This window comes from Symbiopectobacterium sp. (assembly GCF_047692315.1).
In the GTDB taxonomy this organism is placed as follows: domain Bacteria; phylum Pseudomonadota; class Gammaproteobacteria; order Enterobacterales; family Enterobacteriaceae; genus Symbiopectobacterium.
In genome coordinates this window covers 22,717-48,159 of sequence record NZ_JBLLJS010000020.1, presented here as the reverse complement: position 1 = coordinate 48,159, position 25,443 = coordinate 22,717, and the positions used below count along the sequence as shown (strand labels likewise).

The following is a 25,443-nucleotide window of genomic DNA, read 5'->3' as shown; positions in this document are numbered from 1 at the left end:
AATATTTCCAATAAGTGAATATTTCCAAACCGCCAAAAGAGATAACGCTGGCGCACGGCAGCGGCGGTCAGGCCATGCAACAACTTATAGCCTCGCTGTTTTTAACCGAGTTTGACAATCCGTTGCTCGGGCAGCGGGAAGATCAGGCGCGTATGCCGCTGGCCCCGCTGACGCAGCAGGGCGATCGTCTGGCGTTTACCACCGATAGCTATGGCATCGATCCGATTTTTTTCCCCGGTGGGGATATTGGCAAGCTGGCGGTATGCGGCACGGTAAACGACCTGGCGGTCAGCGGTGCACAACCGCTCTACCTATCTTGCGGTTTTATCATTGAAGAAGGTTTTCCTGGCGAAGATCTGATGCGCGTGGTGACATTCATGGCACACACTGCGCAGCAGGCCGGTGTGCAGATCGTGACAGGGGACACCAAGATGGTACCGCGCGGTGCGGCCGACAAGCTGTTTATCAATACGGCCGGCATCGGTGTAATCCCTATGGAGATTAATTGGGGGCTGCACATATCTGCGCCGGTGATAAGATCATTGTTACCGGGACACTGGGCGATCACGGTGCAACTATCCTCAACCTGCGCGAAAAATTGGGTTTGGAAGCGGAACTCAGCAGTGATTGTGCGACCTTGACATCGTTGATTGCGCCTTTGCGCGCCATTGAAGGCGTTCGTGCACTGCGCGATGCCACGCGCGGCGGTGTCACCGCCATTTTGCATGAATATGCGCAAGCCAGCGGCTGCGGTATGGTGATTGACGAAGCGGCACTGCCGCTGAAAACGGCCGTGCGCGGGTATCTGCGAAATTCTCGGGCTGGAAGCGCTGAATTTTGCTAATGAAGGTAAACAGTTGTTAGCGGTAGCGCTGCAGGCAGAACAGGCAGTGCTTGATGCATTGCATGCACACCCGCTCGGGAAAGACGCTGCCACCATTGGCGAAGCGACGGCACAAACGCAGGTGCGCCTGCGCGGAATATTCGGCACCTCGCGACTGCTGGATCTGCCGCATAATGAGCCCATGCCGCGGATATGCTAACCGTCAACGGCCTGTAGCAGGGAAGAGGTTTCTGTCAGTGCAGTGAGAGTTTCGTGCGCGTCAGCTTTAGCCTTTTCTGCAACGCGAGTTGCACGTGCCCGACACGGGGCGGCTCAATCGCCGTCGCCCCGTGACCCCTGGCTTTTCGCGGAAATCACGCCGCTGCGCGGTGCCTTCGGCGTGCGAGCCCGCTGTTCGGGCCACCTGCGACGCGTTCCCGACGCGGCGCAGGCTTTCGTGGCATCCATGCTGCTCACCCGGCGGTCTCAATCACCTCAGCGCGATTTTTTACGCGAATGAAAAACAACACAACATTCCTATGGAGTTCGGCTCCCTATGAGCAACGGTATTCGTATCCGCGTGAAAGGCAAAGTGCAGGGGTGGGGTTTCGCCCTTACGTTTGGCAACTGGCGCATCGGCATCAGCTATACAGTAATGTCAGCAATGACAGCGCAGGCGTGTTGATTCATCTTGTTATATCACCGCAGGTTACCCCCCTTTCTTGACGATCTTGTCCGTGAATGCCCACCGCTCACGCACATCGGCAGAATCGAATCACACCCTTACGAATGGGAGCAGGAACTCACTGACTTTAGTATTGCCCACAGCGGCGCGGGAGCAATGGATACACAGGTGGTGCCTGATGCGGCGACCTGTCCTGCTTGTTTGCAAGAGCTGATGACACCGGGAAATCGACGCTACCGTTATCCCTTTATCAACTGTACTCACTGTGGGCCGCGTTTTACCATCATTCGCCATATGCCTTACGACAGGACAAATACGGCGATGGCGACGTTTCCCCTGTGCTCGCCTTGTGCCAGTGAATATCAAAACCCTGCCGATAGACGTTTTCATGCCCAACCCACTGCATGTCCTGATTGTGGCCCACACGTGTGGTTATGCGATGCGTCTGGCAATGAACTGTCGCAGGTGGATCTGGCGCTGGAGCAGGCGGGGCAGATCGTTGCGGTCAAAGGACTGGGTGGTTTTCATCTGGCATGCGACGCTCTGCAACAGGGCGCGGTGGAGCAATTGCGTCAGCGCAAGCGCCGTCCCGGAAAACCGCTGGCGGTGATGCTGCCCAATGAGCACTGGTTGCCGCACTGTGCGCAAATAGCGGACCATTCCCCTGCCATTAATTTGATGAAAAGCGCTGCTGCACCCATCGTATTGCTTCCGTTGAAACACGACGGTGTGCTGTGTGATGCGATTGCGCCAGGTTTAGGGGAGGTGGGATTGATGCTGCCCGCCAACCCGCTCCAGCACCTGCTGCTGGAGCGCCCGCTGGTAATGACCTCTAGTAACGCCAACGGCAAACCGCCCGCATTGACCAATGCGCAAGCGTTAAGCGATCTCAATGGGTTAGCCGATCTCTGGCTGTTACATAACCGTGATATCGTGCAACGCGCTGACGATTCGCTGGTGCGTTTTCATGACGGCGATGCGGAAATGCTGCGCCGTGCTCGCGGCTATGTCCCAGATGCCTTCACGCTACCACCCGGCTTTGAGCACCCGCCTGGCGTAACTGGTCCAGCGCGGCCTGCGGTTGGGCGTCCTGCCAGGTCATCACCAGCGAGGGCTGCAAAGACAACATGCCATCCACGTTTAACTGCTGCCAGTGGCTGACCTTGGCGACCGTTTGTGTTTCGGGTGGGTAGGTAGTGGTTTGATCCACCCCTACCACTGCGCTGCCGCTCCCCAGTGCATAGACGATTTCCGTCAGAGAACCGCCAGCGACCACGATGCGCGATGGTGCTGATGCACTAAGTGCTGGCAGGCTGAATGCCAAACAGCTGATAAATAGCGCAGATATTACCCTTAACATGTCATTTCCCTCAGAATGCCATGGAGGCACCAATAACCGTGCTGAACCCGGATGCCGGAATGCCTTCATGCGCAGTGGTATAGCGTTTATCCAGCAGGTTGTTCAGCGCCCAGTTCACCTGATACTGGTCTTCTTTGCCAAAGGTGGCGGTAAACGTCAGATTAGCCGTTGCCCAGCCAGCATGCTGGGTTTCCTGATCGGCGGTACGATCTTTCGCACGCGTTGCTGCGCGCAGGAAGGCATCTGACTCCAGTGAGAACAGGTTAAACAGGGTGACATTCTTCACGCCAAAACGCCCGGTTAGCGCGGGTTCACCGGTGTCAAAGGTGCTGCGGTTTTCCAATTCCAGCTCGCGGCGAATCACATTTCCGGTTACATAAGGTGATACCGTCCAGCCCAGATATTCCGCATGCAGTTCCATTCCGTAGGTTTTCGTGCGATTGGCGTTAGCATAATAACGGCTGCTGGTATCGGTGCTGCCAGCGCAGGTAGCGCTGCCCGCACAGTTAAGTGTGGTGATGTAATCTTTGGCGCGTGAGTGATAAATCGCACCGTCCAGCAACCAGTCTGCATTTTTATAGCGAGCGCCCAGTTCATAGTTGTCCGAACGTTCCGCTTTCAGATTCGGGTTACCGTACGTGGTGCCACCGCCCGCGCTGGTGTCGTAGAACTTATGCGTTAAGGTTGGGTAAACATAACCCTGCGCGTTAAGAGGCGCGTAACTGCGTGTTGGTGAAGCCCGAATAGCGCAGCGTGGTGGCGGTCACGGTGGTGCTGTCGTGTTCGCGTTGGCCGGCTTTGGTACTGTTGGTATTAGCAGAACCGTTTACGCCAATCGCGTCAGGGAAGCCATAACGGGTGATAATGCCATTACTGGCGCTGCCATAAGAGAGCGATTCGACCCAATATTGGCGTGCGCCTAAGGTCCAGGTCCAGTCTGGCGTGATTTTCCATTCATCCTGTGCAAACAATGACCAGTGCGTTTGTTGCCAGTAGGCGTCAGAATTTATGTTGGGGTTGATATTGATGTTATACGGGCTGCCGCGAAAGCTGATTGTTTTGCCAATATTCACGTTGGTTGATGCCGTCTGTTTTACATCGTCGCGTGACCACTGCCCGCCGACAATCAGCAGATGATTATCCCAGGGGGTAAGATCGGTTTGCACCGTGATGCCATCGCTAACCTGCTTGTCATTGGTACCGGTTTTCAACGCCATCACCGAATCGGTCATTGCCCAGCCTTGGTAACTGTAATCAACGCCGCTCTGCACCAAATCGTTACGGAATTCCCGCTTGATGTTTTGCCGGTAGGCGTCCAGATGCACCTTTTTCAACAGGCTATTGCCGACGTTCCAGTCGTAGAACAGACCGATTTTATCGCGTTCCAAATTGGGAATACGCACGCTGAAGCTGTCATATTCGGTGGAGTTGTTGTAGGTCTGGGTGCTGACTTTATACCTGTCCAACGACAGTCCGAACTTGTGTTCGCCGAGGCGATAGCCCAGCCAGGCTGACTGGCTATTGTTACGGAAATCCGTACCGGGCAGGTGACCATCCGGCGTACTGCGATTGCCCTGATCGCTGTAGCTGCCGCTGAGGCAATATTCAAAATCACCCAGTGAGCCGTATGCGATCGCCGATTGTTGCCAGCCTGCGTTCACGCTGTCATACATCACCTTGATTTTGCCGCCGATGGGCGAATCTCCGCCTTTGCGGGTGATAAAATTGATAATCCCGCCAATGGCCTGTGAGCCGTACAGCACCGAGTGCGGCCCCTTCCTGCCCGTCGATAAGCACCAAAACGCGAGAGGCTTCTTCGCCACGAATACGAATCTGCTTACGCCCGGCCAACGAACTGTCGACAATATCCACCCCGGGAATATCACGCAGTGCTTCCGCCATCTGGTCGCCGGTAAATCGGCTCAGCTTTTCACTGTCGACAACCTGCATACTTACCGGACTTTCCCACAGATTCTGTTCGGTGCGCCCGGCACTGATTACCGTGATTTCGTCTTCCTGTCCGGCAGCCAGTGAGGTATTGCCATAAAAGTGAGGTATTGCCATAAATAAGCGGCAGTAAACATACCGCTGTGTGCGTCATTATTTTTTTCATCTGTTATCCCTGAAAAACAAACAATTCTCATTTGTATTATCATTTATTGTATTTCAGATGAAACAATTTGTCAAAATAATTTTATTTTTTGTGATGCTTGTCATGAATTATTTTTAATAAACACTTGATTTTTGTGTATTTAATTAAATTAAGCAAACTTAATGAAGCGCGCGTATTTATCATTAACGTAACAACTGCATTAACTTTTATTTTTAGATATTTGATTTTTATTATATTTTTTATCTTTTTGTGAATTAATGATTTTTACAAAAAAGTGAAAAACTCGTTAACGCGATCTTGTGTCTGGTGAGGTGCTCTCGTTTGGCTCGCAATTCACGCCTGGGCGTGTTGCTAAATACAAATAGTTATCATCTAAGCTTTTTACCGTTGTAGATGTGGAAAGGATGAAGGAAGAGATGAACATTGATTTAACGCCGTATTACGCCCAGCCCGGCGAGCAACCGTTCGCCGCGCGGCGCATGGCGATGCCCTGGCGTAATCATGTGCCGCTTTCTCCGGAGCAGATCGCAGCAAGCTGGCAAACGCTGTGTCAGCAAACAGTGCCTGCGCGTAAACGTCTATTCTATTTACACATTCCTTTCTGTGCTACGCACTGTACCTTCTGCGGTTTTTATCAGGACAAGCTGCGCGATGACAGCACTGCGGCCTACACCTGTTACTTGTTACAGGAACTGGCGCTGGAAGCGGAAAGTACCCTGCATCAATCCGCGCCCATTCATGCGGTCTATTTTGGCGGCGGCACGCCGACGGCGCTGTCTGCTGACGAGTTGTCGCAGATCATTCGCGCAATCCGCACCGCTCTGCCTCTGGCACCCGACTGCGAGATCACTATTGAAGGTCGCAGCGCCGGGTTTGATGATGAGCGCATCGATGCCTGCCTGGAGGCAGGGGCAAACCGTTTCTCCATCGGTGTCCAAACCTTTTGATAGCCGTATACGCCAGCGCATGGCGCGCCTGTTTGACAGGCAGCAGCTCATCCACTTTTTGGAAAACCTGTGCAGCCGGGATAAGGCTGCCGTAGTGTGTGATTTGATGTTCGGTTTACCGGGACAAACCGCAGAAAGTTGGCGCGAAGATTTAGCGATTGTCAGCGATCTGCCGTTGGATGGCGTCGATCTTTATGCGTTGAACCTGTTACCGACCACACCGCTGGCAAAAGCGGCAGAGAACCAGCGTGTGACGCTGCCGGAGGAGGTGATGGAACGGCGCGATTTTTATCGTACGGGAGCAGATTTTCTTGCCAATGCCGGCTGGCATCAGTTGAGCAACAGCCACTGGGCAGAAACTACCCGTGAGCACAATCTCTATAATATGATTATTAAACAATGAGATGACTGTCTGGCAATGGGCAGCGGCGCAGGCGGCAACGTCAACGGCCAAGCGTATATGATAGAGCGCGATTTGGAACGCTACTACGCGAAGTTGGATAACGGTGAGAAACCGATCGCGATGATGACGCCTGCCAGTAAAGCCGGTGCCTGGCAGCACCGCTTGCAAGCCGGTATTGAAATTGGACGTGTCGCCTTGCCGCTGTTAACACCGCAGGCCGACGTGCTGACACCGTTACTGCGTCAATGGCATGAAGCCGGATTAACCCGCGATGCGTCAACCTGTCTACGGTTGACCAACGATGGACGTTTCTGGGCGAATAATCTGATGCAGGCGCTACAACAGCTTATCCCTCAGCTCAATGCTGGGGAATCATTGCCTCATTAAGGGAAGAACATGATGACTTTACAAGAATTATTGGCAACAAACCCGGATGGCACCTTAGAGGCGATCGCGGAACAATACCAGACCAGTCTGTTTGTGGTCACCGAAGCGTTGCCTGAAGCACAGCGTACGCTGGTAGCGGGGGAACAGTTCGATCGCATGTGGGATACTATCACCTAGTGGGGTGAAGTGACGCTTATCAGCCATACGCCCGATGCTATTCTGGAATTCAAGAGCGTGTTGCCGACGGGAACGCACCGCCACGGCTATCTTAATCTGCGTGGCAGAAATGGGCTGAGCGGCCACATTCGTGCCACCCATTGCCAGCAAATTGCGCTTATCGAGCGTAAATTTATGGGCATGGATACTGCCTCTGTAGTGTTTTTCAACGCGTCGGGTGATGCCATGTTCAAAATTTTCCTTGGTCGCGACGATCACCGCCAACTGCTGGCGCATGAACTGCGGGCGGTGGCGGCGTGACGCCCTGGTTGCTGTTCGGTGCAGGCAGCGGTGTTGGCGCGTGCCTGCTGCAACGTGCACTGGCGTGCAACCAGCCTGTTGTTCTGGTGTTGCGCGACAATGAACAAGCCAGACAGTGGCGTGAGCAAGGCGTTACCGTAGTGGAAGGGGATGCCTGCGAGCCTGCGGTGGTTGCTGATGCCTGTCAGGCGGCGGGGCCGGATGCAGTCATCGTCTCCACGCTGGGCGGCGGCTCGGTGAACTATCTGGGGCACCGTACGCTGATCGATGGCGCAGAGCAAGCGGGGCTGAAACGAGTGCTGTTGGTGACTTCGTTGGGGTACGGTGACGGTTGGCCGCTGCTCTCCTCGCGGGCGAAAGCGGCCTTTGGTTTGGCCGTGAGAGAGAAGTCGCTGGCGGAATGTTGGCTGCAAAGCAGCTCGCTTGATTACGCTATCGTTCGGCCTGGTGGGTTGCTGGATGTGGTCGCGACGCATAACGGTCAACTGACGCTATGGCCCGCGTGCGCTTTCGGTGCAGTTCCATCCGGAATTTACCGCCGCGATCATGACGCAGTGCGTGCGTAACAGTGCCAATGCGCTACGGGTCGCCGGCCACGATGTTGATCGGCTGCTACAGTTTGAGCAGGAACCGCTCTGGGCTCGTCGTATATTGCTCGACTTTGTGGCACAGATTGATGCTGACGCTCCGCGCTGTATGCCAGCGGCCTGATAGGCAGCTATCTCTCATGTTAAAACATAATAACGGGCTGCAATAATCCAGCTCGTTTATTTAATAATAAATAACTTTTCAGGGTAATAGTCGTGTTTTCTGTTCTTAATAACCAATGAAATATAAAAGAAATCTGATGGTGCGTTATTGCTCTCTGGTTTTTCCCCCATAATTGGTTCTCACTTTTTAAAAATCTATATGTAAGTAAATATATAACGACTATGCAATCATCTTTGATTGCTATTGATAATTATTATCATTTATTGCGATTTGACGTTGCGTTTGGTGGTTTTTTGAACGTAAATATAATCAGTGTGTTGTTGTTTTGATAATCGTTTGCGCTTTTTTTATTTCAATGCATAATACTTAATAAGTATATGGTTTTATCCCCAATCCGGTTCTATCTTATTTATTAAACGAAATGCTATTTGTGCCACCAGTTTTTGAGCAATGTGAGCTTAGGAGTTTTTTATGCAAGTCAGCAGAAGACAATTCTTTAGAATATGCGCGGGCGGCATGGCGGGAACTACGGTAACCGCATTAGGTTTTTCTCCCGCCACGGCATTCGCAGAAACCCGACAATACAAACTGTTGCGTGCCAGAGAGACGCGGAATAACTGCACCTATTGCTCCGTCGGGTGCGGCATTTTGATGTACAGCCGTGGCGACGGTGCCAAAAATGCCGTTGCCTCCATCTTCCATATCGAAGGCGATACGGATCATCCGGTAAGCCGTGGTTCGCTGTGTCCGAAAGGGGCGGGACTGATTGACTTTATTCATAGCGATCAACGCTTGAAACAGCCGGAATATCGAGCGCCGGGTTCTGACAAGTGGGTGCCTATCAGTTGGAATGACGCCTTCGACCGTATTGCTCGTTTGATGAAAGCTGACCGCGATGCGAACTTCGTGGAAAAAAACAGCGCAGGCGTGACCGTTAACCGCTGGCTCACCACTGGGATGTTGTGTTCTTCTGCGGCCAGTAACGAAACCGGCGCATTGGATTACCGCTTTGCCCGTGCGCTTGGCATGCTGGGCATGGATACACAGGCACGTTTGTGCCATGGGCCTACGGTTGCTGCACTGGGCGCAACCTTTGGGCGCGGCGCGATGACCAATAGCTGGGTTGATATCAAAAATGCAAACGTGATTCTGGTGATGGGCGGTAACCCGGCAGAAGCGCATCCAGTGGGGTTCAAATGGGCGGTTGAAGCTAAGGTAAAAAACGGCGCCCGCATGGTGGTGGTCGATCCGCGCTTTAACCGTACCGCAGCCGTGGCGGACATGTACTCGCCGATCCGGGCAGGTTCGGATATCACTTTTCTGCTCGGTGTGGTCAACTATCTGATCACGCAAGATAAAATACAACATCAATACGTATTGTCCTATACCAATGCCAGCCTGCTGGTGAGGGAAGATTTCGCCTTTACCGACGGTTTGTTTAGCGGTTACAGCGAGAAAGACAGTAAATACGACAATACCACCTGGAACTATGAACTGGACGAGAACGGCTTTGCCAAGCGTGATATGACGCTGACGCATCCGCGCAGCGTATGGCAGCAACTGAAACAGCACGTCAGTCGTTACACGCCGCAGCTGGTTACCGAGGTTTGTGGTATGCCACAGGACGATTTCATCAAAATTTGCGAACTGCTCGCCACCACTGCCGTACCGGATAAAACGGCCACTATCCTTTACGCATTGGGCTGGACGCAACACACCACTGGCGCACAGATGATTCGTACTGCTGCCATGATTCAGTTGTTGTTGGGCAATATCGGTATGGCGGGCGGTGGGGTGAATGCGCTGCGCGGTCACTCCAACATTCAGGGTTACACCGATCTTGGGCTGCTGTCGCTGCGCTTGCCGGGATATATGGATCTGCCTTCAGAGAAGCAGACCACGCTGCAACAGTATTTGAGCGAAATCACCCCCAAAACGCTGTTGGCGGATCAGGTCAATTATTGGAAGAACACGCCCAAATTTTTTATTAGCTTGATGAAGAGCCTGTATGGCGATAAGGCGCAGAAAGAGAACGACTGGGGCTTTGACTGGCTGCCGAAGTGGGACAAGAGCTATGACGCGCTTAGCTATTCGCGTCTGATGCTGGCGGGCAAGGTGAACGGTTATATCGCCCAAGGCTTTAATCCGATGGCTGCATTTGCCGATTCCAATCAGGCACGTGAAGCGCTCAAGAAACTCAAATTTCTGGTGATTATCGACCCGCTGGCCACCGAAACCAGCAACTTTTGGCAAAACCACGGCGAGCTGAACGATGTGGACCCAGCCCAGATTCAGACGGAAGTGTTTCGTTTGCCGTCGAGCTGTTTTGCTGAGGAAAACGGTTCTATCGTCAACTCCGGTCGCTGGTTGCAATGGCACTTTGCCGGTGCGCAACCGCCGGGTGAGGCGCTGCATGATGGGGTGATTCTCGCCGGTATTTTACTGCGACTGCGCGAAATGTACGCCAAAGAAGGGGGCGCCAATCCGGAACCGCTGCTGAACATGACCTGGAACTACGCGGACCCGGAAGATCCCACTCCTGAGGAAGTGGCGAAAGAGGCCAACGGTTATGCGCTGGAGGATGTCTTTGATGAGCAGGGCAAGCAGATCCTGAAAAAAGGCCAATTGCTCGACAGCTTCGCGCAAATGCGTGATGACGGCTCTACTGCCAGTTTCTGCTGGGTCTACGCCGGAAGCTGGACGGAAAAGGGCAACCAGATGGCTAACCGCGACAATGCTGATTCCGGCTTGGGCAATACCCCCGGTTGGTCTTGGGCGTGGCCACAGAATAGACGCATTCTCTACAATCGCGCTTCGGCGGATGAAAGCGGACAACCGTGGGATCCGAAACGTGAAGTGCTGCGTTGGGATGGAAAACGCTGGACCGGCAGCGATGTGGCGGATTACAGCACGGCTGCACCGAACAGCGGTGTCGGTCCCTTTATCATGAATCAGGAGGGATTAGGGCGGCTGTTTGCCATGACGAAAATGGTCGATGGCCCCTTCCCGGAACACTATGAGCCTGTCGAATCACCGCTTAAACATAATCCGTTGCATGCCAACGTGATGCACAACCCGGCCATGCGTCTGTTTGATGTGGATCGCCAACGTATGGGAACACCGGACGAGTTTCCCTATGTTGCGACCACCTATTCGCTCACCGAGCTGTTCCGCCACTGGACCAAACACGCGCGCCTGAACGCGATTGCGCAGCCCGAGCAGTTTGTCGAAATTGGCGAAGGGCTGGCCCAGCAGAAGGGCATTCGTGCGGGAGATACGGTGAAGGTCAGCAGCAAGCGCGGCTTTATCAAAGCCAAAGCCGTGGTGACTAAACGAATTTGCACCTTGACCATTGCCGGACAAACGGTGGAAACCATCGGTATTCCCTGCCACTGGGGATTTGAGGGCACCACGCGCAAAGGCTACATGGCGAATATTCTGACGCCACACGTGGGGGACGCCAATAGCCAGACCCCAGAATACAAGGCTTTCCTGGTAAACGTGGAAAAGGCGTAAGCGGAGACAGCACATGGCAATGCAATCACAAGATGTTATTCGTCGCTCGGCAACCAGCGCTTTCACACCGCCGCCGCAGGCCCGCGACCATCAGGCAGAAGTCGCCAAACTTATTGATGTCACGACCTGCATCGGCTGTAAGGCCTGTCAGGTCGCCTGCTCTGAGTGGAACGATATTCGCGATGAGGTAGGCCACAACATTGGCGTCTATGACAACCCTATCGATCTTACGGCCAAGTCCTGGACGGTGATGCGTTTTTCGGAAGTTGAGGAAAACGGCAAACTGGAATGGCTGATCCGTAAAGACGGCTGTATGCACTGCGCGGATCCGGGCTGCCTGAAGGCCTGTCCGGCAGAGGGGGCAATTATCCAGTATGCCAACGGTATCATTGATTTTCAGTCCGAGCAGTGTATCGGCTGCGGCTATTGTATCGCCGGTTGTCCGTTCGACGTGCCGCGGTTGAACAAAGATGATAACCGCGTTTACAAGTGCACACTGTGTGTCGATCGCGTGGCAGTCGGGCAGGAGCCTGCCTGTGTCAAAACCTGTCCAACGGGCGCTATCCATTTTGGCACCAAAGAAGATATGAAAACGCTGGCCGCAGAACGTGTGGTTGATCTCAAAGAGCGCGGCTACCAAAACGCCGGGTTGTACGATCCGGCTGGTGTGGGCGGTACCCATGTGATGTATGTGCTGCACCATGCCGACAGGCCGCAGCTCTATCATGGCTTACCGGATAACCCAGCCATCAGTCCCACCGTGACCTTCTGGAAGGGGATTTGGAAACCGCTCGTGGCGATTGGCTTTGCGGCCACCTTTGCCGCCAGCGTCTTCCACTATGTCGGCGTAGGACCGAATCGCGTCGACGAAGAGGACGATGAAGATGACGCAAAGGATGAGGCAACCACAGCACAGCATGAGGTCAAACAACATGAAAAAGAGTAATCGCATTCAGCGCTATAGCGCGCCTGAGCGGATTAATCACTGGATTGTGGCATTCTGCTTTGTGTTTGCAACGATAAGCGGGTTAGGGTTTTTGTTCCCTTCGCTGAACTGGTTGCTGCATATACTCGGCACGCCGCAACTGGCGCGCATACTGCATCCGTTTGTTGGCGTGGTGATGTTTGTAGCCTTTTTGCTGATGTTCCTGCGTTACTGGAAACACAACCTGATCCAGCGTGATGACATTGAATGGGCTAAAAACATCCATAAAATTGCTAGAAATCAGGAAGTCGGCGATACGGGACGGTATAATTTCGGGCAAAAGTGCGTGTTCTGGCTGGCCATCATTTGCCTGGTGTTGCTGCTGGCGAGTGGGATCGTGATGTGGCGTCCCTACTTTGCTCCGGCGTTTCCTATCCCGGTCATTCGCTTGGCCCTGCTGGTACACTCGCTGGCGGCCGTTGGTCTGATCCTGGTCATTATGGTGCATGTGTATGCTGCACTATGGGTGAAAGGGACAATTACTGCTATGGTAGAAGGCTGGGTACCCGCAGTGTGGGCGAAGAAGCATCATCCGCGCTGGTATCGAGAGATCCAACGAAAACAACAAGAAAAACAACCGTAAACAACAGGAAAAATCACCCGGATGAGTATTCGTATTGTTCCTCAGGAGCAGTTAGAAAGTAATGAAAAATCCTCAACGGTGGGCGTGATCCCACCGTTGTTGTTCGCTAATTTAAAGAGTCTGTACAGCAGCCGGGCACAGCGGCTACGCCAATTGGCGGCTGAACATGCGTTAAGCGATTACCTCGATTTTGCTGCTGCCATCGTTGAGGCACAGCAGAAGGTGCTGCACGATCATCCGTTGCGTGTTAATTTGACCGATGTGTTGGCGCAGGCGCAGCAGACTAACCGTCCGCCGCTGGATGCCAGCGTCTTTCCGCGTGATGCACACTGGCATACGTTGCTGCACGCGTTGATCGAAGAGATGAAGCCCGCAGCCAGCGGTCAGGTGCTGACCACGCTGGAAAACCTGGAGAAGATGTCGGAACAAGAATGGGAAACGCTGGCCGACAGTCTGTTAGCGCATCAGTTCAGCGGCGAAAATAATGATAAAGCCCCGTTCATCTGGGCGGCGCTCTCCCTGTATTGGGCGCAGATGGCGACACAATTGCCCGGTAAAGCAAAGGCGGAAGTGGGTGAGCATCGCCAGTTCTGCCCGGTGTGTGGTGGCATTCCGGTTTCCGGTGTGGTGCAACTGGGTACCACTAGCGGCCTGCGTTATCTGCATTGCAACCTGTGTGAAAGTGAATGGTACATGGTGCGCGTGAAATGCAGCAACTGCGAAGCAACCGGCAATCTTAACTATTGGTCGTTGGACAGCGAAGAGTCAGCCATCAAGGCTGAAGGCTGCGGCGATTGTGGAACCTATATCAAACTGCTGTACCAAGAGAAAGATCATTGCGTCGAAGCGGTGGCGGACGATCTTACCTCACTGGTGCTGGATATCAAAATGGAAGAAGAGGGGTTCTCTCGCAGCAGCATCAATCCCTTCCTGTTCCCAGAGTACACCACGGCTGATTGATGCCGAAGTGCACCGTTATTTAGAACGGTGCACCGCCTCAAGTTGCATTAGTTTAGCAAGGCTTGCAGGAAGCTCCACGCTAGCACCAGTGCCGTCACGACCACGGAGGCAGAACAAAACGCGATGGCATAGCGCACTAATGTTGCGCCCGATGTTGCGCCCGATGTTGGGCGATGGGACGTGAAACGCAAACGCCAAACGCTCATCGTCACCATCACGACGGCGAGTGTCAGCAGCAGCGCGCTGCATAGCAGTGTTAACCCTGTATCGTGAGCAAATGCTGAAGCGAAAACAGAGCAGGCTGACAATCAGGGTTAACAGCACGGAACGTGACCATGCCATGCCCGTTCTTTGAGGTTGCAGCCCCGGATCGGGAGTCATCGGCATTTGGTTAACCAACAATGACCACCACAGCCAGCACCAGCGCAATCACGGTAACAAACAGTGTTACCAGCAGTAACAGAGGGCTGTAGGGCATGTTTTGTTCCTGGCGCATGGCATTTTCACTGCGTGCCCAGCGAAAGTAGGCCAGCCCGCCGAGCAGCGCAGCACCAAGCACCAGCAATAGTGCCAGACTTTGCCGGACAACGGGTGTTGCCAGATTAACGGTGAATTGATCGATGGCGATGGCACCAGCAAGAAAAGTCAGAGCCGTTCGAATCCAGGCAAGAAACGTTCGCTCATTAGCAAGGGAAAAGCGATAATCAGGGGTTTTTCCTTGCTGCCACCAGGGCTTTTTGTCTGATGGGGATGGCGGTGTGGTCATCATTCTTCTTCACAATTGATAGGTGCTAACGCAACCTTGCTGGGTGGTATAAAGCAGCACCCATTCATGGGTGTGCAGCTATTTTACCTGTCGTCCTCGCATCTGTCAGGTATGAAGATCTCTTTATTATTCGCTGCAGAGTGAAACGGCTCCCACAGCGGCTCGGACAGTTGTCAATTCTCGTGCTGGCCATCAGTAGTGAGGTAGCGGATTAACGTATTGATTTTTTCGCTGTTCAGGGAAGAAGAGGAGGTGTTCAGCCGTAAAATCTCCTGAGCCTGGTTAAATAGCGCAAGTAGGCTCGGTTCTTTGGCGCTATAGGCAAGGGCCAACTTTTGCGCTAGTGCCATGTATTGCCCTTCGTTAATCAGCGCGGGTGTTGTCGTGCTGGCGTTATAAAGCACACTCATAATTTCATTGAGTTTGTTGCGAATTTCAATGTCGGATAACCGCTCACTCGCGGTTGCTTTTAGCTTTGCCAAAACGTGTATGATGTCGTGTTTAAATTCATTGCTGATGGTGTCTTTGCCCAGATTTTGTGTCAGCGTGATCAGTATGGCCTCGTTTTCTGCCTTTACCAATGCATAGATAATCGGTTGTCTGTTATGAAGCGTGGTCGTGTTCAAAGATTGATTTTCTTTGATCGTTGCCGTGATCTCTGAGATATCTGCGATATGCGTAGTTGCCATATTCTCTGTGGTCGCAGGCTGTTTAGGCGATAAGTGCAATGCTGCTGCCGTGTTGTGGTTATATTTTTCCTGCTTTTTAACCTGCTTTAATATCGATTTCAGGTTTTTAATGGCTTTTTGGTACGAGTGATTTGAATCAACGAGATGGAGAACCTCCTTAGCGCAGGACTGCTGTTGCTCCAGAGCGGTATTTAATTCGGTGATCTGACTATTAATATCACCGATGCTTTGCTGGGTGTCTTTGATTATGGTTGTGAATGCATGGTGTAATTGGGTAGTTTGCGCTTTGAATTCTGCTCTAGCTTGATTAGCCTTCTCACGTGTATTTGTCAGAAAAGTGTTCATTGTTATTTCAGCGCCAGAGGCCCCGTCAGTGATAAAATCATCATATTCATCGGGGATAAGCGTTGAATCATGTAAAGATATTCTGTCTTCAGCACGAGGTATTTTATTATTGATACGAAGGGTGTTTCTGTTGCACTGTGACAAAACAACGATTAATTTGTTTTTTAGTCGATGCAATGTGCGGGTGTAATGCAAACGGTTTTCTGATAAAAGAGACCCACTATGATCAAGACGTCCTTTGAGCAATTTTATTGATGCTAATAAATCCCCTTTGGTTTCTGCAATATCTAATAAATTATTAATATTGAAGGGAATATTTTGCACGTTTGGCAATGTTTATCTCTGTCGCTGCGTTTTTACCAAAAGAAGGTTTTGCAGCGTGGGGATTAATCTGTCTCTCTTTTTCAGATCGCCATTGCCATCGCTTTTACTGATGGCATCAGCGTAGTAAGTGGTACTGTTTGAGTGAAGTATACGTAGCATTTCATTATCCGATAATGATAAATAAGTTACTTCATAAAGAGTAGAACGCGAGATTATGGGCTAATTTCAAATAACGCTACGTTTAGGCACTCAAGTATATTTGCCATCCTTTATAATAAGTAAAAAGGCTCCTTATCCCTGAGGGCTGTTTTATTCTCAATTTATAGCTTTGATAATAATAACACGTTACTCTTGTTACATATTGCAAGTATGTTTTTGTATGCTGGGTAAATGTTATCACGATGTGTTAAATATTGATGTGTATTTTTTCTTTCCTGATTTCATTGTTTCCCATTTCATTTTGCAGGACAAAGACGTTATTGTTCAATTATTTAATTGATAATCATTCTCACTTGTGGTGGTGTAAGGCGCTGACATCACAACATCTTGCTATGAGGGATGTTTAGCATCAAATCACGTTTACGGGATGGTTTTCAGAATGAAAAAAGATCGTTTTGTTGATGACTGGGATTTTAAAATTGTTTATGTCAAATGCACTAAAAGAGGATCCGTTTCGCAATATGTGAATGTCAGCATGAGATCTATCAGTGGTGTTTTATTTCATCATCTAGGGTGACACGATGTCAGATTTCATTGTAAACAGAGCCAGCAACCCGGCCGAAAGACCAGTAGATTTCTCCTATTACTCATCGCACCGGTGTGTGACGGCTTCGGGTATTTTTGAACGGATTTCATAACCTGCTGAAACAGACGGTGATAATGGTCGGGGTCTATGGCAACAAATACAAGCGACCATGGCGCGGGCCCGGGCACAAGGCATCCATGCTCCGCTTATCGTCGGCGCTATCCCTTTTGATACGCGGCGTCCATCCTGCTTGTTTGTTCCGCAGCACTATCATTTTTCCCAGAGACAGGTTCATTCATCGAAAGCGCGTGTGCATCATGCTGCTACGATTACTCGCGTGAACAGTATTCCTGATGCTCTGCATTTCCAGTCAGCCGTGGGAGCAGCATTACGCTATATACATCAGGGGGAAATCCGCAAAGTAGTGTTATCTCGTCTGCTTGATGTGGAAGTGGCACAGTCAATAGATTGCGCAGCAGTCATGCAGAATCTGCGGATACAAAACCCCCATGCGTATCACTTCTCTTTGCCGTTGCCAGAGGGAGGCATGCTCGTAGGGGCTAGCCCAGAATTGTTGATCCGCAAAATGCGCAGCGTATCTGGAGTAACCCGTTAGCGGGCTCAATTTGTCGCCATCAGAATCCGTTACGCGATAAACTTCAGTGTCAACAGTTGTTAGATTCACACAAAGATCAGCGAGAACATCGTATGGTGGTTGAGGATATTGCCCAGCGTTTACGGCCGCTGTGCCGTCAGCTTGTCACGCCGCTTACCCCATCACTGTTGTCAACCAACACCATGTGGCATCTATCCAGCCCTATTGAGGGGGAATTGCGTCAAGCGGATAACAGCAACTTGCTTGCTTGTTGCATCCGACGCCTGCGATGTGTGGCACGCCCATGGCAGCAGCACGGCAGTTGATTGCCGAATTGGAACCTTACGATCGCGGTGTATTCAGCGGTATTGTGGGATGGAGCGATGAATACGGCGACGGTGAATGGGCTATTATCATTCGTTGTGCCATCATCCGGCAGCAGCAGGTGCGTTTTTTTGCCGGTGCCGGGATTGTCGACGGTTCTGACGCACAGAAAGAGTGGGAAGAGATCTCAGGAAAACTGGATACCATGCTGCGTGCGTTGGGATTGAAGTTGCCTGGCTGATTTACATTTGGTACAGCGCTGTGTAAGTCAGGCCAGGAAAAAATAACAAGAGGGGTGCCATTTTTGTATCAGCATTATCCAACGCGGAAGGAGATTTTTACTTCTTCCACCTGTGGGGACTATCAATTGTTTATTGCCTGGCCCGATGAGCCTGCACCTGTGCAGGGGTGGCCGGTAATCTACCTCCTCTATGGTGATATACACTTTCCGGTGGCGGAATCCCTGATGCGCACACTGGCACGCCCTCGTTGTTGTATGACGCCTGGTGTGGTGGTCGCGATCGGATATCTGGAAGGCACGTTACGTGAACGGGATTACCGTCCTTCGGTCACACAGCGGATACCAGAGCCCAATCCGCGCGGCGGCTATTATCCGATTGGTCTTGCCGGGCAGTCAGAGGCTTTTTTAGCGTTTATTCAACATGAGTTGAAGCCCTATATCCGACAACAGTTCACTGTCGATCCTCACAGAGAGGCCTTATTTGGGCACTCCTATGGCGGGCTATTTACACTCAATACCTTATTTATCTGCCGTCATGCTTTTCAACTCAACACTACTATGCATAGAGTCCCTCAGTGTGGTGGAACGATGTCTATATCAATGATGTCGTGACAGATTTTCTGCAGGCTGACGTGACCGGTGGTGCCCCCGCTGCGCCCGTGCTGTTTTTGTCTGTCGGTGAGTGGGAGCAATCGCTGGAACGGTGGGAACTGAGGCTACCCGAGATACAGCGCGAAGCGCTGCGGCAGCATCGGCGCCAGCGCCGGATGGTTGATGGCGTTCGCGAGTTGGCGTGGCGTCTACAGGATGCCAGTGCAGATAAGCTTGAGGTTTCATTTTTTGTCCATGCCGGGCAATCTCACCAGTCAGTACCTCTGCTTTCATTACAGCAGGCATTATATGCACCATTTTCAGCGTTGATGACACAGAATCATCGACGAAATGGGAGAATCATAAAGCTATTTTCTTATTTTATGTGGATGAACACAGTTTAAGCAGGGTGAATTTGTTATTACATAAGGAGTAAAAAAATAAATGTTATGTTATAACGTAATTAATGCGTGACTTGCGCACCTTGCTGTGAATTTTGAATGGATTACGCAGCGTGGAGATAGAACAACATGAGGAGCCTGAATGAACGATTCAACGCAGCCTATTGATGAACAAACGTTGCTTGCCATGTCAGAGGCAGACTATATGAATAGTGCTCAGCGGGATTTTTTCCGTCGGCGGTTGGAAACGGAGCGGCAGACCATTCTGGCGCACATTGGGGAACTGAAAGGAGAGATCTATCGCTACGACACCAGCGGTGATGAAGTCGACAAAGCGGCGCATGAAGAAGAATTACGCATGTTGTTCCGACAAATCGATCGAGAAAGTCGCCTGTTGCCCAAGGTTGATGATGCGCTACGCCGTATCGAAATGGGGGATTATGGTTATTGTATTGAAACCGGCGAGCCGATAGGGTTGCGTCGTTTGCTGCTTCGTCCGACGGCAGAGCGCAGTATTGATGCGAAACAGACGCAAGAACAGCGTGAGCCTCAATACCGAAAGGTGAAATAGTTTTGCCAGCGATGGAGCTATGGCACTGAATCCTGCCACTCTGTCTGCCCACCTTGATAATGCATAGCATCTGCCTGCTTTCTGCAAATCGGCCTTGCATCTGTCGCTGATAACACGTGCAATACACGCCACCGCCTAGGTTGCCCCGACGCAGCGTTGGGGTAAACCGCTATAACAGACTGAAGGATAGATGAAAATTGCCAGGAAAGGCGATAGTGGCTTTGAGGTGATGTGAACAAAAAATAGTGAATTATTTGCTTACTACAGTGAATTATCACGATGTGATACCTTGAGTGCAGCTAAATCTAGTTATAAGAAAAAATTAATCAGTGACATGTTTTACATTTTTTCGATGCCTGGCTCTCTAAGCTGGTCTCAGTGACAAGGTCTGCGGCTACGCCAATGCGATAGAACGTCAGGTCCCTCGCGTGCTGAATCTGTCAGAGGGGATGAAAACGCGGACGATATTCAATGGTTAAAAAAACAATGTCAGCCAATAAATCGATAGACATGTATGCGGTTCAGGTGTTTGTAACCGTAGCGGAAGAGGGAAGCATGACAGCGGCTGCTTCCCGGTTAGGGCTGACGCCATCGGCTGTGTCGCAGACCATCCGTCAGTTGGAAGATGATTTTGGCGTGATGCTGGTGAACCGGACGCGCCGTCCGTTTGTGCTGACACCGTATGGTATTGCGCTGAAAAATCGCGGGGAAGTGCTGACGCAGGAAATTGCTAACCTGAAAGCACAAGTGCTGGAAGCGGGGAAAGGCATTAAACCCGATCTGCACATCGGTCTGGTGGATTCCTTTGCGATCACGTGTGGTTCAGCATTTACTAAACGTCTGCTGAACAGCTCATCGCAGTTGCTGATCAGAACCGGGCTTAGCCCCCAGCAAGGAGAAGCGCTGATCCGGAGTGAACTGGATCTTATCGTGACCAGCGATCCGTTGATGGACAGCGACAGTGTGGTGCGCTATCGCCTGTTCTCCGAGGGCTATTTCATCATTATGCCACCGAACTATCGTAAACGCATTAAGACCATTGAAGATCTTCGCGAGCTTTCAGCCACGATTCCCCTGGTGCGTTTTAACCGCAACGCACAGATAGGTATGCATATTGAGCGTTATCTACGCCGGATTGATATTCGCGTACCTAATCAGCTTGAGTTTGATAATGCAGATACCCTGACAGCGATGGTCGCCGCAGGTTTGGGCTGGGCGGTGACCACACCGATCAGCTTTTTGCAATCGGAAACCTATTCACGCCAGGTGCTAACGCATATGCCTGAACAACTGAACATGAAGCGCTCTTTATATATTTTGGCGCATCGTGACGAATATAGTGCTTTTGTTCAGGAAGCCTGTGATGTGACTCGTGAAATTATCGAGACGGTATTTATTCCAAAACTGGAAAGTCTGCACCGCGGTATTGAAAAGCTAGTCTCAATTAATGCAGATGAAACGTCGGAATGAGGATGATGTATTTCAGTAAAAACCAAAAATGATTGAATAGCGCGAAACGCTATTACAGCGAGATAAAATACGCATCCATGATGTGATGCGTTTTATACCCTGAATAATATGCCGGGTTAGAAAAGCTGTCTGAGAATCTATCTCGGGGGGCTCACTGCATTCGCAACTGTTTAATGTTACTCGATATTGAAAAATGTCGTGCGGCCTCTTATTGGCTAATGAATCCATGGACCATATTTGTAAGCGGCGCGAATCGGTGGGTCAATAATAAAAACGGTTCACGCATTTAAAAAAGGAATAGTGACTATGTCAAATAACATCCGTATTGAAGAAGATCTGCTGGGTACGCGTGAAGTGTCATCTGATGCCTATTACGGTATTCACACTTTGCGCGCTATCGAGAATTTTTATATTAGCAATCATAAAATCAGTGATATTCCCGAATTTGTGTGCGCCATGGTGATGGTTAAAAAGGCAGCTGCGTTGGCGAACCGTGAGTTAAAAACCATTCCCCGCCCGATTGCCGATACCATCATCTGTGCCTGCGATGAAGTGTTGAACAACGGCAAATGTATGGACCAGTTCCCGGTTGATGTGTATCAGGGGCGCGCGGGCACCTCCGTTAACATGAATACCAACGAAGTGCTGGCCAATATTGGTCTGGAACTGATGGGCCATAAAAAGGGGGGAATACCAGTACCTTAATCCCAACGACCATCTGAACAAGTGCCAGTCCACCAATGATGCCTATCCCACCGGTTTTCGTATTGCGGTGTACAGTTCCATCCTGAAACTGGTTGAGGCCATCACTCAGTTGGCTGACGGTTTTGAGCACAAAGCCAAAGAATTTGAAACTATCCTGAAAATGGGCCGCACCCAGTTGCAGGATGCGGTGCCGATGACCCTGGGTCAGGAGTTCCACGCCTTCTATGTGCTGCTGAAAGAAGAGAACAAGAATCTGCTGCGTACCGCAGAGCTGTTGCTGGAAGTGAATCTGGGCGCGACCGCTATCGGTATGCGTTTGAATACGCTGGATGAATATTAGCACCTTGCTGTACAACGTCTGGAGGAAGTGAGCGGCCTGCCGTGCGTGCCGGCCGAAGATTTGATCGAAGCGACATCCGACTGCGGTGCTTATGTGATGGTGCATGGTGCACTGAAGCGTCTGACGGTGAAGATGTCGAAAATTTGTAATGACCTGCGTTTGCTCTCTTCAGGCCCGCGTGCTGGCCTGAATGAGATCAATCTGCCGGAATTGCAGGCAGGCTCTTCCATCATGCCCGCCAAGGTGAACCCGGTGGTGCCGGAAGTGGTCAATCAGGTGTGCTTCAAGGTGATCGGTAACGACACCTGCGTCACCATGGCCTCTGAAGCTGGCCAGTTGCAGCTAAACGTGATGGAGCCGGTGATCGGCCAGGCGATGTTTGAATCTATCCAAATCCTCACTAACTCCTGCTACAACCTGTTGGAAAAATGCGTTAACGGCATCACGGCCAATAAAGTGGTCTGTGAAGCCTACGTGTTTAATTCCATTGGCATTGTTACTTACCTCAACCCGTTTATCGGCCACCACAATGGCGACATTGTCGGCAAGATTTGCGCTGAAACCGGTAAGAGTGTGCGTGAAGTGGTGCTGGAGCGCGGCCTGCTGACTGAAAGTGAGCTGGATGACATTTTCTCCACCCAAAACCTGATGCATCCGGCCTACAAAGCGAAGCGTTACACCGACGAAAACGTCTGACTCTCCCATTGATTAACCGCAGGCACAGGTTAGCCCTGTGCCTGATGTCCACTCATAAAAAAAGATAATAACAACAATACCATCGCACGATTTAACCATCGTTAAGGAGCATTGTGTGTTTGTCGTGGAACTCTTTGTCGTTCTGCTTGCCATTTATCTAGGATCTCGTCTTGGTAGCATCGGTATCGGCTTTGCCGGTGGGTTAGGGGTGCTTGTGCTGACGCTTGGCCTTCATATCAAACCGGGTGCCATCCCGTTTGATGTGATCGAAATCATCATGGCGGTGATCGCCGCCATCGCCGCCATGCAGGTGGCGGGTGGCATGGACTATCTGGTGAGTCTGGCGGAAAAACTGTTACGCCGTCAGCCTAAATATGTCACGTTTCTTGCCCCAGTCGTCACCTACTTTATGACGCTGCTGGCGGGTACCGGGCATACTGCATTTTCAACATTGCCGGTGATTGCAGAAGTGGCGAAAGAGCAGGGAATTCGCCCGTCTCGCCCGCTCTCTGCCAGTACTTTCAAATCTGGTATGAGTGCCTGTGTGTGCGTGATGGGGGTCGCCTGGTTGGGGATACCTTTGTCAAAGCGCACATCAATGATATCCAGAGTACTGCTGGGGCGCTGTTACAAAACTATCTCTGGATGTTGGCCGTTGTACTGTTCTTTGCTTCGATGCTGCTGTATTCACAGGCGGCAACAGCGAAGGCGTTGCTGCCCGCCGCCTTGGTGCTTGGCGTTTCGCCCGTCACGGTGGTGGCTTCCTTTGCTGCGGTATCTGCGCTGTTTGTCCTGCCAACCTATCCTACCTTGCTGGCGGCGGTGGAAATGGATGACACCGGCTCAACGCGCATAGGAAAATATGTGTTTAAACATGAATTTTTGGTGCCGGGCGTGTTGACGATCGCTCTGTCTGTCGCGTTTGGCTTTGTGGTCGGTAATATCGTGCTGTAACGGATGGCGCTCTGCAACCGTTGATGTTGCCATCATGAAGAGGAGGTATACTGCTTGGCAGTGTATCTCCTTTTTTATTGAACCTGCTTTATTAAACCAGAGTGACCGCCTGATGAAACTGATTAATCGCCCCCTGTACTGCACCGTTTTTGCCAGCCTGTCAATGACCGGAAACCTGCAGGCTGCCAACTGGCAGGATACCCTATCCAGTGCTGCCAGCCAGCTTGGGCAAAATGGTGGCTCAACCAATAAATTAACCGGTTTGCTCAGCGGTGGTACACAGGCATTGAGCGCTGGCAGCATGGGCAATGCCGCGGGCATTTTGCAGTACTGCATTAAGCAGAAGCTGGTATCCGCGACCAATACTGAAAATATCAAAGATAAATTGCTCGATAAATTGGGGCTGAACAGTGCCGAAAAGCAGAAGCAGACAGATTACACCCAAGGAATGGCCGGACTGTTGCAGACCAAGGATGGGCAAGCGCTAAACCTCAATAATATCGGCAGCACGCCATTGGCGGAAAAAGTCAAAACCAAAGCGTGCGATCTGGTGCTTAAGCAAGGGATCGCATTTCTCTCCTGATAGTGTAGCCGGTGAAGGCCACACTATCAGGCTGCATTGTGGTGATAAAAGCGTTACGCATAATGGCAGACGTGCGTCTGCCTCTATTGGTAGCTGATTACCACCACTTTGACAGTGTCGCTTAATGATATCGGCGCGATATAGCCCACGCCCTGTGGCAACGCGTGCTGTTGCGTTAACGTAGAGAGCGTGAGTGTATGCTGTTGTCCTTGTCGAAAACAGTGCGCTGTCACCTGCTGTGATTGTGTTGAAATATCACACGGAGGTTCAACGATGGTACCAACAATGTGAATGACCCCGCTATTGATAGGGGGAGAGGCAATTGTAGTGGGAAGAGAAAAACTGGCCAATGACAGAAGTGCGCCATACAAAAACCATGCTCTCATGATGACGTCTCCAAACAGCCCTACGTTTACTAACACCAAACAGCCCTACGTTTACTAACAACGGACTCTTTGGAAATAACTTTAAGACATTTATTGAAATGTTAAATATTTGCCAATGAAATGTTTTTTTTGTTTTTCCCGCGGCGGGAAATTGCGACTATTGTCACTTTTTGGCGTTTTTTCATCACCTCTCGATTCGGGTTTGGCGTAGCGTGTTTACAGGTAACTCAGTTTGAAGTGTGCCGTTGCCGTGTAGTCGCCTGATTGCAACGTATCGTCTGCCGTTTTTTCAATCCGAGCTGAAAAGGGAAGGATGTTATCTCCGACCTGCGAGGGGATCCATTCTGAGTTGTTGTTAATGGCAACGAGACTGTTGCCGTAATAAATACCAATGGCTACGCCTTTGGCGCCCGAACTGCTGTCCAGTGCCAGACGACCCGGAAGCTGCGTGTCTTCGGTGCCTAAAAATTGGATGGCAACGTTCTGAAAGGTATCCGTATTACATTCAGTCAATCCAAGTGTGAACGTGTGCCAGTCTCCATGCTGCTGGGTTTGCAGGGTGCGCGTGGAGGTTTCGCCCATCTCAACGATAATTTCCTTATTATTGTCCTGAAAGCTACAGGGAGAACTGACCACTTGCACATGAAAGGTCACGGTTGCATCAGTCAGATTGGACGGCGTTTCTCCCCACGTTGTGACCGATGCCAGCGCAGATATACAGAACGTCGATAAGCGCACCAGGCGGATAGCATCGTTTTTCATCTTTT

General features: G+C 51.1%; 21 protein-coding genes and 7 pseudogenes. 19 read left to right on the top strand and 9 right to left on the bottom strand.

What is annotated here, in order from left to right; all coding sequences use genetic code 11:
- Positions 1-74: 74 nt before the first annotated feature.
- Both hypE and hypF read left to right on the top strand, forming a co-directional pair.
- Positions 75-1,043 (top strand): annotated as a pseudogene (gene hypE, locus ACMZI0_RS09615) (hydrogenase expression/formation protein HypE).
- Between the two features lie 336 nt (positions 1,044-1,379).
- Positions 1,380-2,567: pseudogene (gene hypF / locus ACMZI0_RS09610) on the top strand (carbamoyltransferase HypF); the annotation flags it as partial.
- Here the strand turns inward: hypF and ACMZI0_RS09605 are convergent.
- Genes ACMZI0_RS09605 through ACMZI0_RS09590 form a run of 4 tightly spaced genes read right to left on the bottom strand, consistent with a single transcriptional unit; the run spans position 2,530 to position 4,932 of the window.
- A complete protein-coding gene (locus ACMZI0_RS09605) occupies positions 2,530-2,868 on the bottom strand; it encodes an ABC transporter substrate-binding protein (RefSeq protein WP_415672775.1) in 339 nt (112 codons plus the stop codon). The pseudogene hypF and the gene ACMZI0_RS09605 overlap by 38 nt on opposite strands.
- Before the next feature lie 10 nt (positions 2,869-2,878).
- The gene (locus tag ACMZI0_RS09600) at positions 2,879-3,613 is read right to left on the bottom strand and encodes a TonB-dependent receptor (RefSeq protein WP_415672959.1); all 735 of its coding nucleotides are present in this window, start codon (positions 3,611-3,613) and stop codon (positions 2,879-2,881) included.
- Positions 3,576-4,631, bottom strand: coding sequence for a TonB-dependent receptor plug domain-containing protein (locus ACMZI0_RS09595; RefSeq protein WP_415672774.1), 1,056 nt, complete (start codon positions 4,629-4,631; stop codon positions 3,576-3,578). The genes ACMZI0_RS09600 and ACMZI0_RS09595 overlap by 38 nt, the downstream gene beginning before the upstream one ends.
- On the bottom strand, positions 4,534-4,932 hold the full coding sequence (locus ACMZI0_RS09590; protein WP_415672773.1) for a TonB-dependent receptor plug domain-containing protein: 399 nt from the start codon (positions 4,930-4,932) through the stop codon (positions 4,534-4,536). Before ACMZI0_RS09590 ends, ACMZI0_RS09595 begins: the two co-directional genes overlap by 98 nt.
- 465 nt (positions 4,933-5,397) lie before the next feature.
- Here ACMZI0_RS09590 and hutW point away from each other — a divergent pair.
- The 8 genes and pseudogenes from hutW (at position 5,398) to fdhE (ending at position 13,950) form a co-directional block, all read left to right on the top strand.
- A pseudogene (hutW, locus tag ACMZI0_RS09585) lies at positions 5,398-6,718 on the top strand (heme anaerobic degradation radical SAM methyltransferase ChuW/HutW).
- Between the two features lie 12 nt (positions 6,719-6,730).
- Positions 6,731-7,195, top strand: a pseudogene (hutX, locus tag ACMZI0_RS09580) (heme utilization cystosolic carrier protein HutX).
- Positions 7,192-7,761, top strand: coding sequence for an NAD(P)-binding oxidoreductase (locus ACMZI0_RS09575; RefSeq protein ID WP_415672772.1), 570 nt, complete (start codon positions 7,192-7,194; stop codon positions 7,759-7,761). The pseudogene hutX and the gene ACMZI0_RS09575 overlap by 4 nt, the downstream one beginning before the upstream one ends.
- Positions 7,742-7,906, top strand: a complete 165-nt coding sequence (locus ACMZI0_RS09570) for a hypothetical protein (protein ID WP_415672771.1) — start codon at positions 7,742-7,744, stop codon at positions 7,904-7,906. The genes ACMZI0_RS09575 and ACMZI0_RS09570 overlap by 20 nt, the downstream gene beginning before the upstream one ends.
- A 471-nt stretch (positions 7,907-8,377) precedes the next feature.
- Positions 8,378-11,422 carry a formate dehydrogenase-N subunit alpha gene (fdnG, locus tag ACMZI0_RS09565; protein WP_415672770.1) on the top strand — a complete coding sequence of 1,015 codons (3,045 nt, stop codon included), beginning with the start codon at positions 8,378-8,380 and terminating at the stop codon, positions 11,420-11,422.
- Between the two features lie 13 nt (positions 11,423-11,435).
- Entirely contained in the window at positions 11,436-12,368 is a 933-nt protein-coding gene (fdxH, locus tag ACMZI0_RS09560; protein ID WP_415672769.1) for a formate dehydrogenase subunit beta, read from the top strand.
- Positions 12,355-12,990 (top strand): formate dehydrogenase cytochrome b556 subunit, encoded by a 636-nt coding sequence (fdoI, locus tag ACMZI0_RS09555; RefSeq protein ID WP_415672768.1) that lies wholly within the window; start codon positions 12,355-12,357, stop codon positions 12,988-12,990. Before fdxH ends, fdoI begins: the two co-directional genes overlap by 14 nt.
- A gap of 21 nt (positions 12,991-13,011) precedes the next feature.
- The gene (fdhE, locus tag ACMZI0_RS09550) at positions 13,012-13,950 is read left to right on the top strand and encodes a formate dehydrogenase accessory protein FdhE (protein WP_415672767.1); all 939 of its coding nucleotides are present in this window, start codon (positions 13,012-13,014) and stop codon (positions 13,948-13,950) included.
- Between the two features lie 47 nt (positions 13,951-13,997).
- Here the strand turns inward: fdhE and ACMZI0_RS09545 are convergent, their stop codons facing one another.
- The 3 genes from ACMZI0_RS09545 to ACMZI0_RS09535 all read right to left on the bottom strand — a co-directional run bounded on the left by ACMZI0_RS09545 (position 13,998) and on the right by ACMZI0_RS09535 (position 16,083).
- Positions 13,998-14,258 (bottom strand): hypothetical protein, encoded by a 261-nt coding sequence (locus ACMZI0_RS09545; RefSeq protein ID WP_415672980.1) that lies wholly within the window; start codon positions 14,256-14,258, stop codon positions 13,998-14,000.
- An 83-nt stretch (positions 14,259-14,341) separates the two neighbouring features.
- On the bottom strand, positions 14,342-14,716 hold the full coding sequence (locus ACMZI0_RS09540; RefSeq protein ID WP_415672958.1) for a YidH family protein: 375 nt from the start codon (positions 14,714-14,716) through the stop codon (positions 14,342-14,344).
- 173 nt (positions 14,717-14,889) lie between these two features.
- Positions 14,890-16,083: a hypothetical protein gene (locus tag ACMZI0_RS09535; protein ID WP_415672766.1), complete on the bottom strand. Its 1,194-nt coding sequence runs from the start codon at positions 16,081-16,083 to the stop codon at positions 14,890-14,892.
- A 905-nt stretch (positions 16,084-16,988) separates the two neighbouring features.
- Here ACMZI0_RS09535 and ACMZI0_RS09530 point away from each other — a divergent pair.
- The 9 genes and pseudogenes from ACMZI0_RS09530 to ACMZI0_RS09490 all read left to right on the top strand — a co-directional run bounded on the left by ACMZI0_RS09530 (position 16,989) and on the right by ACMZI0_RS09490 (position 24,290).
- Positions 16,989-17,740, top strand: a pseudogene (locus tag ACMZI0_RS09530) (chorismate-binding protein).
- Positions 17,719-17,979 carry a chorismate-binding protein gene (locus ACMZI0_RS09525; protein WP_415672765.1) on the top strand — a complete coding sequence of 87 codons (261 nt, stop codon included), beginning with the start codon at positions 17,719-17,721 and terminating at the stop codon, positions 17,977-17,979. Before ACMZI0_RS09530 ends, ACMZI0_RS09525 begins: the two are co-directional and overlap by 22 nt.
- 63 nt (positions 17,980-18,042) lie before the next feature.
- Positions 18,043-18,591 carry an alpha/beta hydrolase gene (locus ACMZI0_RS09520; RefSeq protein WP_415672764.1) on the top strand — a complete coding sequence of 183 codons (549 nt, stop codon included), beginning with the start codon at positions 18,043-18,045 and terminating at the stop codon, positions 18,589-18,591.
- Complete coding sequence (locus ACMZI0_RS09515; protein ID WP_415672763.1) at positions 18,588-18,974, top strand: hypothetical protein; 387 nt, start codon at positions 18,588-18,590, stop codon at positions 18,972-18,974. Before ACMZI0_RS09520 ends, ACMZI0_RS09515 begins: the two co-directional genes overlap by 4 nt.
- Before the next feature lie 139 nt (positions 18,975-19,113).
- Complete coding sequence (locus ACMZI0_RS09510) at positions 19,114-19,542, top strand: TraR/DksA C4-type zinc finger protein (RefSeq protein ID WP_415672762.1); 429 nt, start codon at positions 19,114-19,116, stop codon at positions 19,540-19,542.
- A 471-nt stretch (positions 19,543-20,013) separates the two neighbouring features.
- Positions 20,014-21,012 (top strand): LysR family transcriptional regulator, encoded by a 999-nt coding sequence (locus tag ACMZI0_RS09505; RefSeq protein WP_415672761.1) that lies wholly within the window; start codon positions 20,014-20,016, stop codon positions 21,010-21,012.
- A gap of 306 nt (positions 21,013-21,318) precedes the next feature.
- A pseudogene (aspA, locus tag ACMZI0_RS09500) lies at positions 21,319-22,753 on the top strand (aspartate ammonia-lyase).
- A gap of 115 nt (positions 22,754-22,868) precedes the next feature.
- Positions 22,869-23,707, top strand: a pseudogene (locus tag ACMZI0_RS09495) (anaerobic C4-dicarboxylate transporter family protein).
- 109 nt (positions 23,708-23,816) lie between these two features.
- Positions 23,817-24,290, top strand: a complete 474-nt coding sequence (locus ACMZI0_RS09490; protein WP_415672957.1) for a DUF2501 domain-containing protein — start codon at positions 23,817-23,819, stop codon at positions 24,288-24,290.
- Between the two features lie 83 nt (positions 24,291-24,373).
- Here ACMZI0_RS09490 and ACMZI0_RS09485 read toward each other — a convergent pair whose 3' ends face one another.
- Together ACMZI0_RS09485 and ACMZI0_RS09480 are read right to left on the bottom strand one after the other, a co-directional pair.
- Positions 24,374-24,676, bottom strand: a complete 303-nt coding sequence (locus tag ACMZI0_RS09485) for a type 1 fimbrial protein (RefSeq protein ID WP_415672760.1) — start codon at positions 24,674-24,676, stop codon at positions 24,374-24,376.
- 216 nt (positions 24,677-24,892) lie between these two features.
- Positions 24,893-25,438 carry a fimbrial protein gene (locus ACMZI0_RS09480; protein WP_415672759.1) on the bottom strand — a complete coding sequence of 182 codons (546 nt, stop codon included), beginning with the start codon at positions 25,436-25,438 and terminating at the stop codon, positions 24,893-24,895.
- Positions 25,439-25,443 lie beyond the last annotated feature (5 nt).

Coding starts and splice junctions, on each gene's coding strand:
- ACMZI0_RS09605 (WP_415672775.1), bottom strand. CDS start 2,868: ATGTTAAGGGTAATATCTGCGCTATTTATCAGCTGTTTGGCATTCAGC.
- ACMZI0_RS09540 (WP_415672958.1), bottom strand. CDS start 14,716: ATGACCACACCGCCATCCCCATCAGACAAAAAGCCCTGGTGGCAGCAA.
- ACMZI0_RS09485 (WP_415672760.1), bottom strand. CDS start 24,676: ATGAGAGCATGGTTTTTGTATGGCGCACTTCTGTCATTGGCCAGTTTT.
- ACMZI0_RS09480 (WP_415672759.1), bottom strand. CDS start 25,438: ATGAAAAACGATGCTATCCGCCTGGTGCGCTTATCGACGTTCTGTATA.
- ACMZI0_RS09570 (WP_415672771.1), top strand. CDS start 7,742: ATGACGCAGTGCGTGCGTAACAGTGCCAATGCGCTACGGGTCGCCGGC.
- ACMZI0_RS09510 (WP_415672762.1), top strand. CDS start 19,114: ATGAACGATTCAACGCAGCCTATTGATGAACAAACGTTGCTTGCCATG.
- fdhE (WP_415672767.1), top strand. CDS start 13,012: ATGAGTATTCGTATTGTTCCTCAGGAGCAGTTAGAAAGTAATGAAAAA.
- ACMZI0_RS09505 (WP_415672761.1), top strand. CDS start 20,014: ATGGTTAAAAAAACAATGTCAGCCAATAAATCGATAGACATGTATGCG.
- ACMZI0_RS09525 (WP_415672765.1), top strand. CDS start 17,719: ATGGCAGCAGCACGGCAGTTGATTGCCGAATTGGAACCTTACGATCGC.
- fdoI (WP_415672768.1), top strand. CDS start 12,355: ATGAAAAAGAGTAATCGCATTCAGCGCTATAGCGCGCCTGAGCGGATT.
- ACMZI0_RS09590 (WP_415672773.1), bottom strand. CDS start 4,932: ATGGCAATACCTCACTTTTATGGCAATACCTCACTGGCTGCCGGACAG.
- fdnG (WP_415672770.1), top strand. CDS start 8,378: ATGCAAGTCAGCAGAAGACAATTCTTTAGAATATGCGCGGGCGGCATG.
- fdxH (WP_415672769.1), top strand. CDS start 11,436: ATGGCAATGCAATCACAAGATGTTATTCGTCGCTCGGCAACCAGCGCT.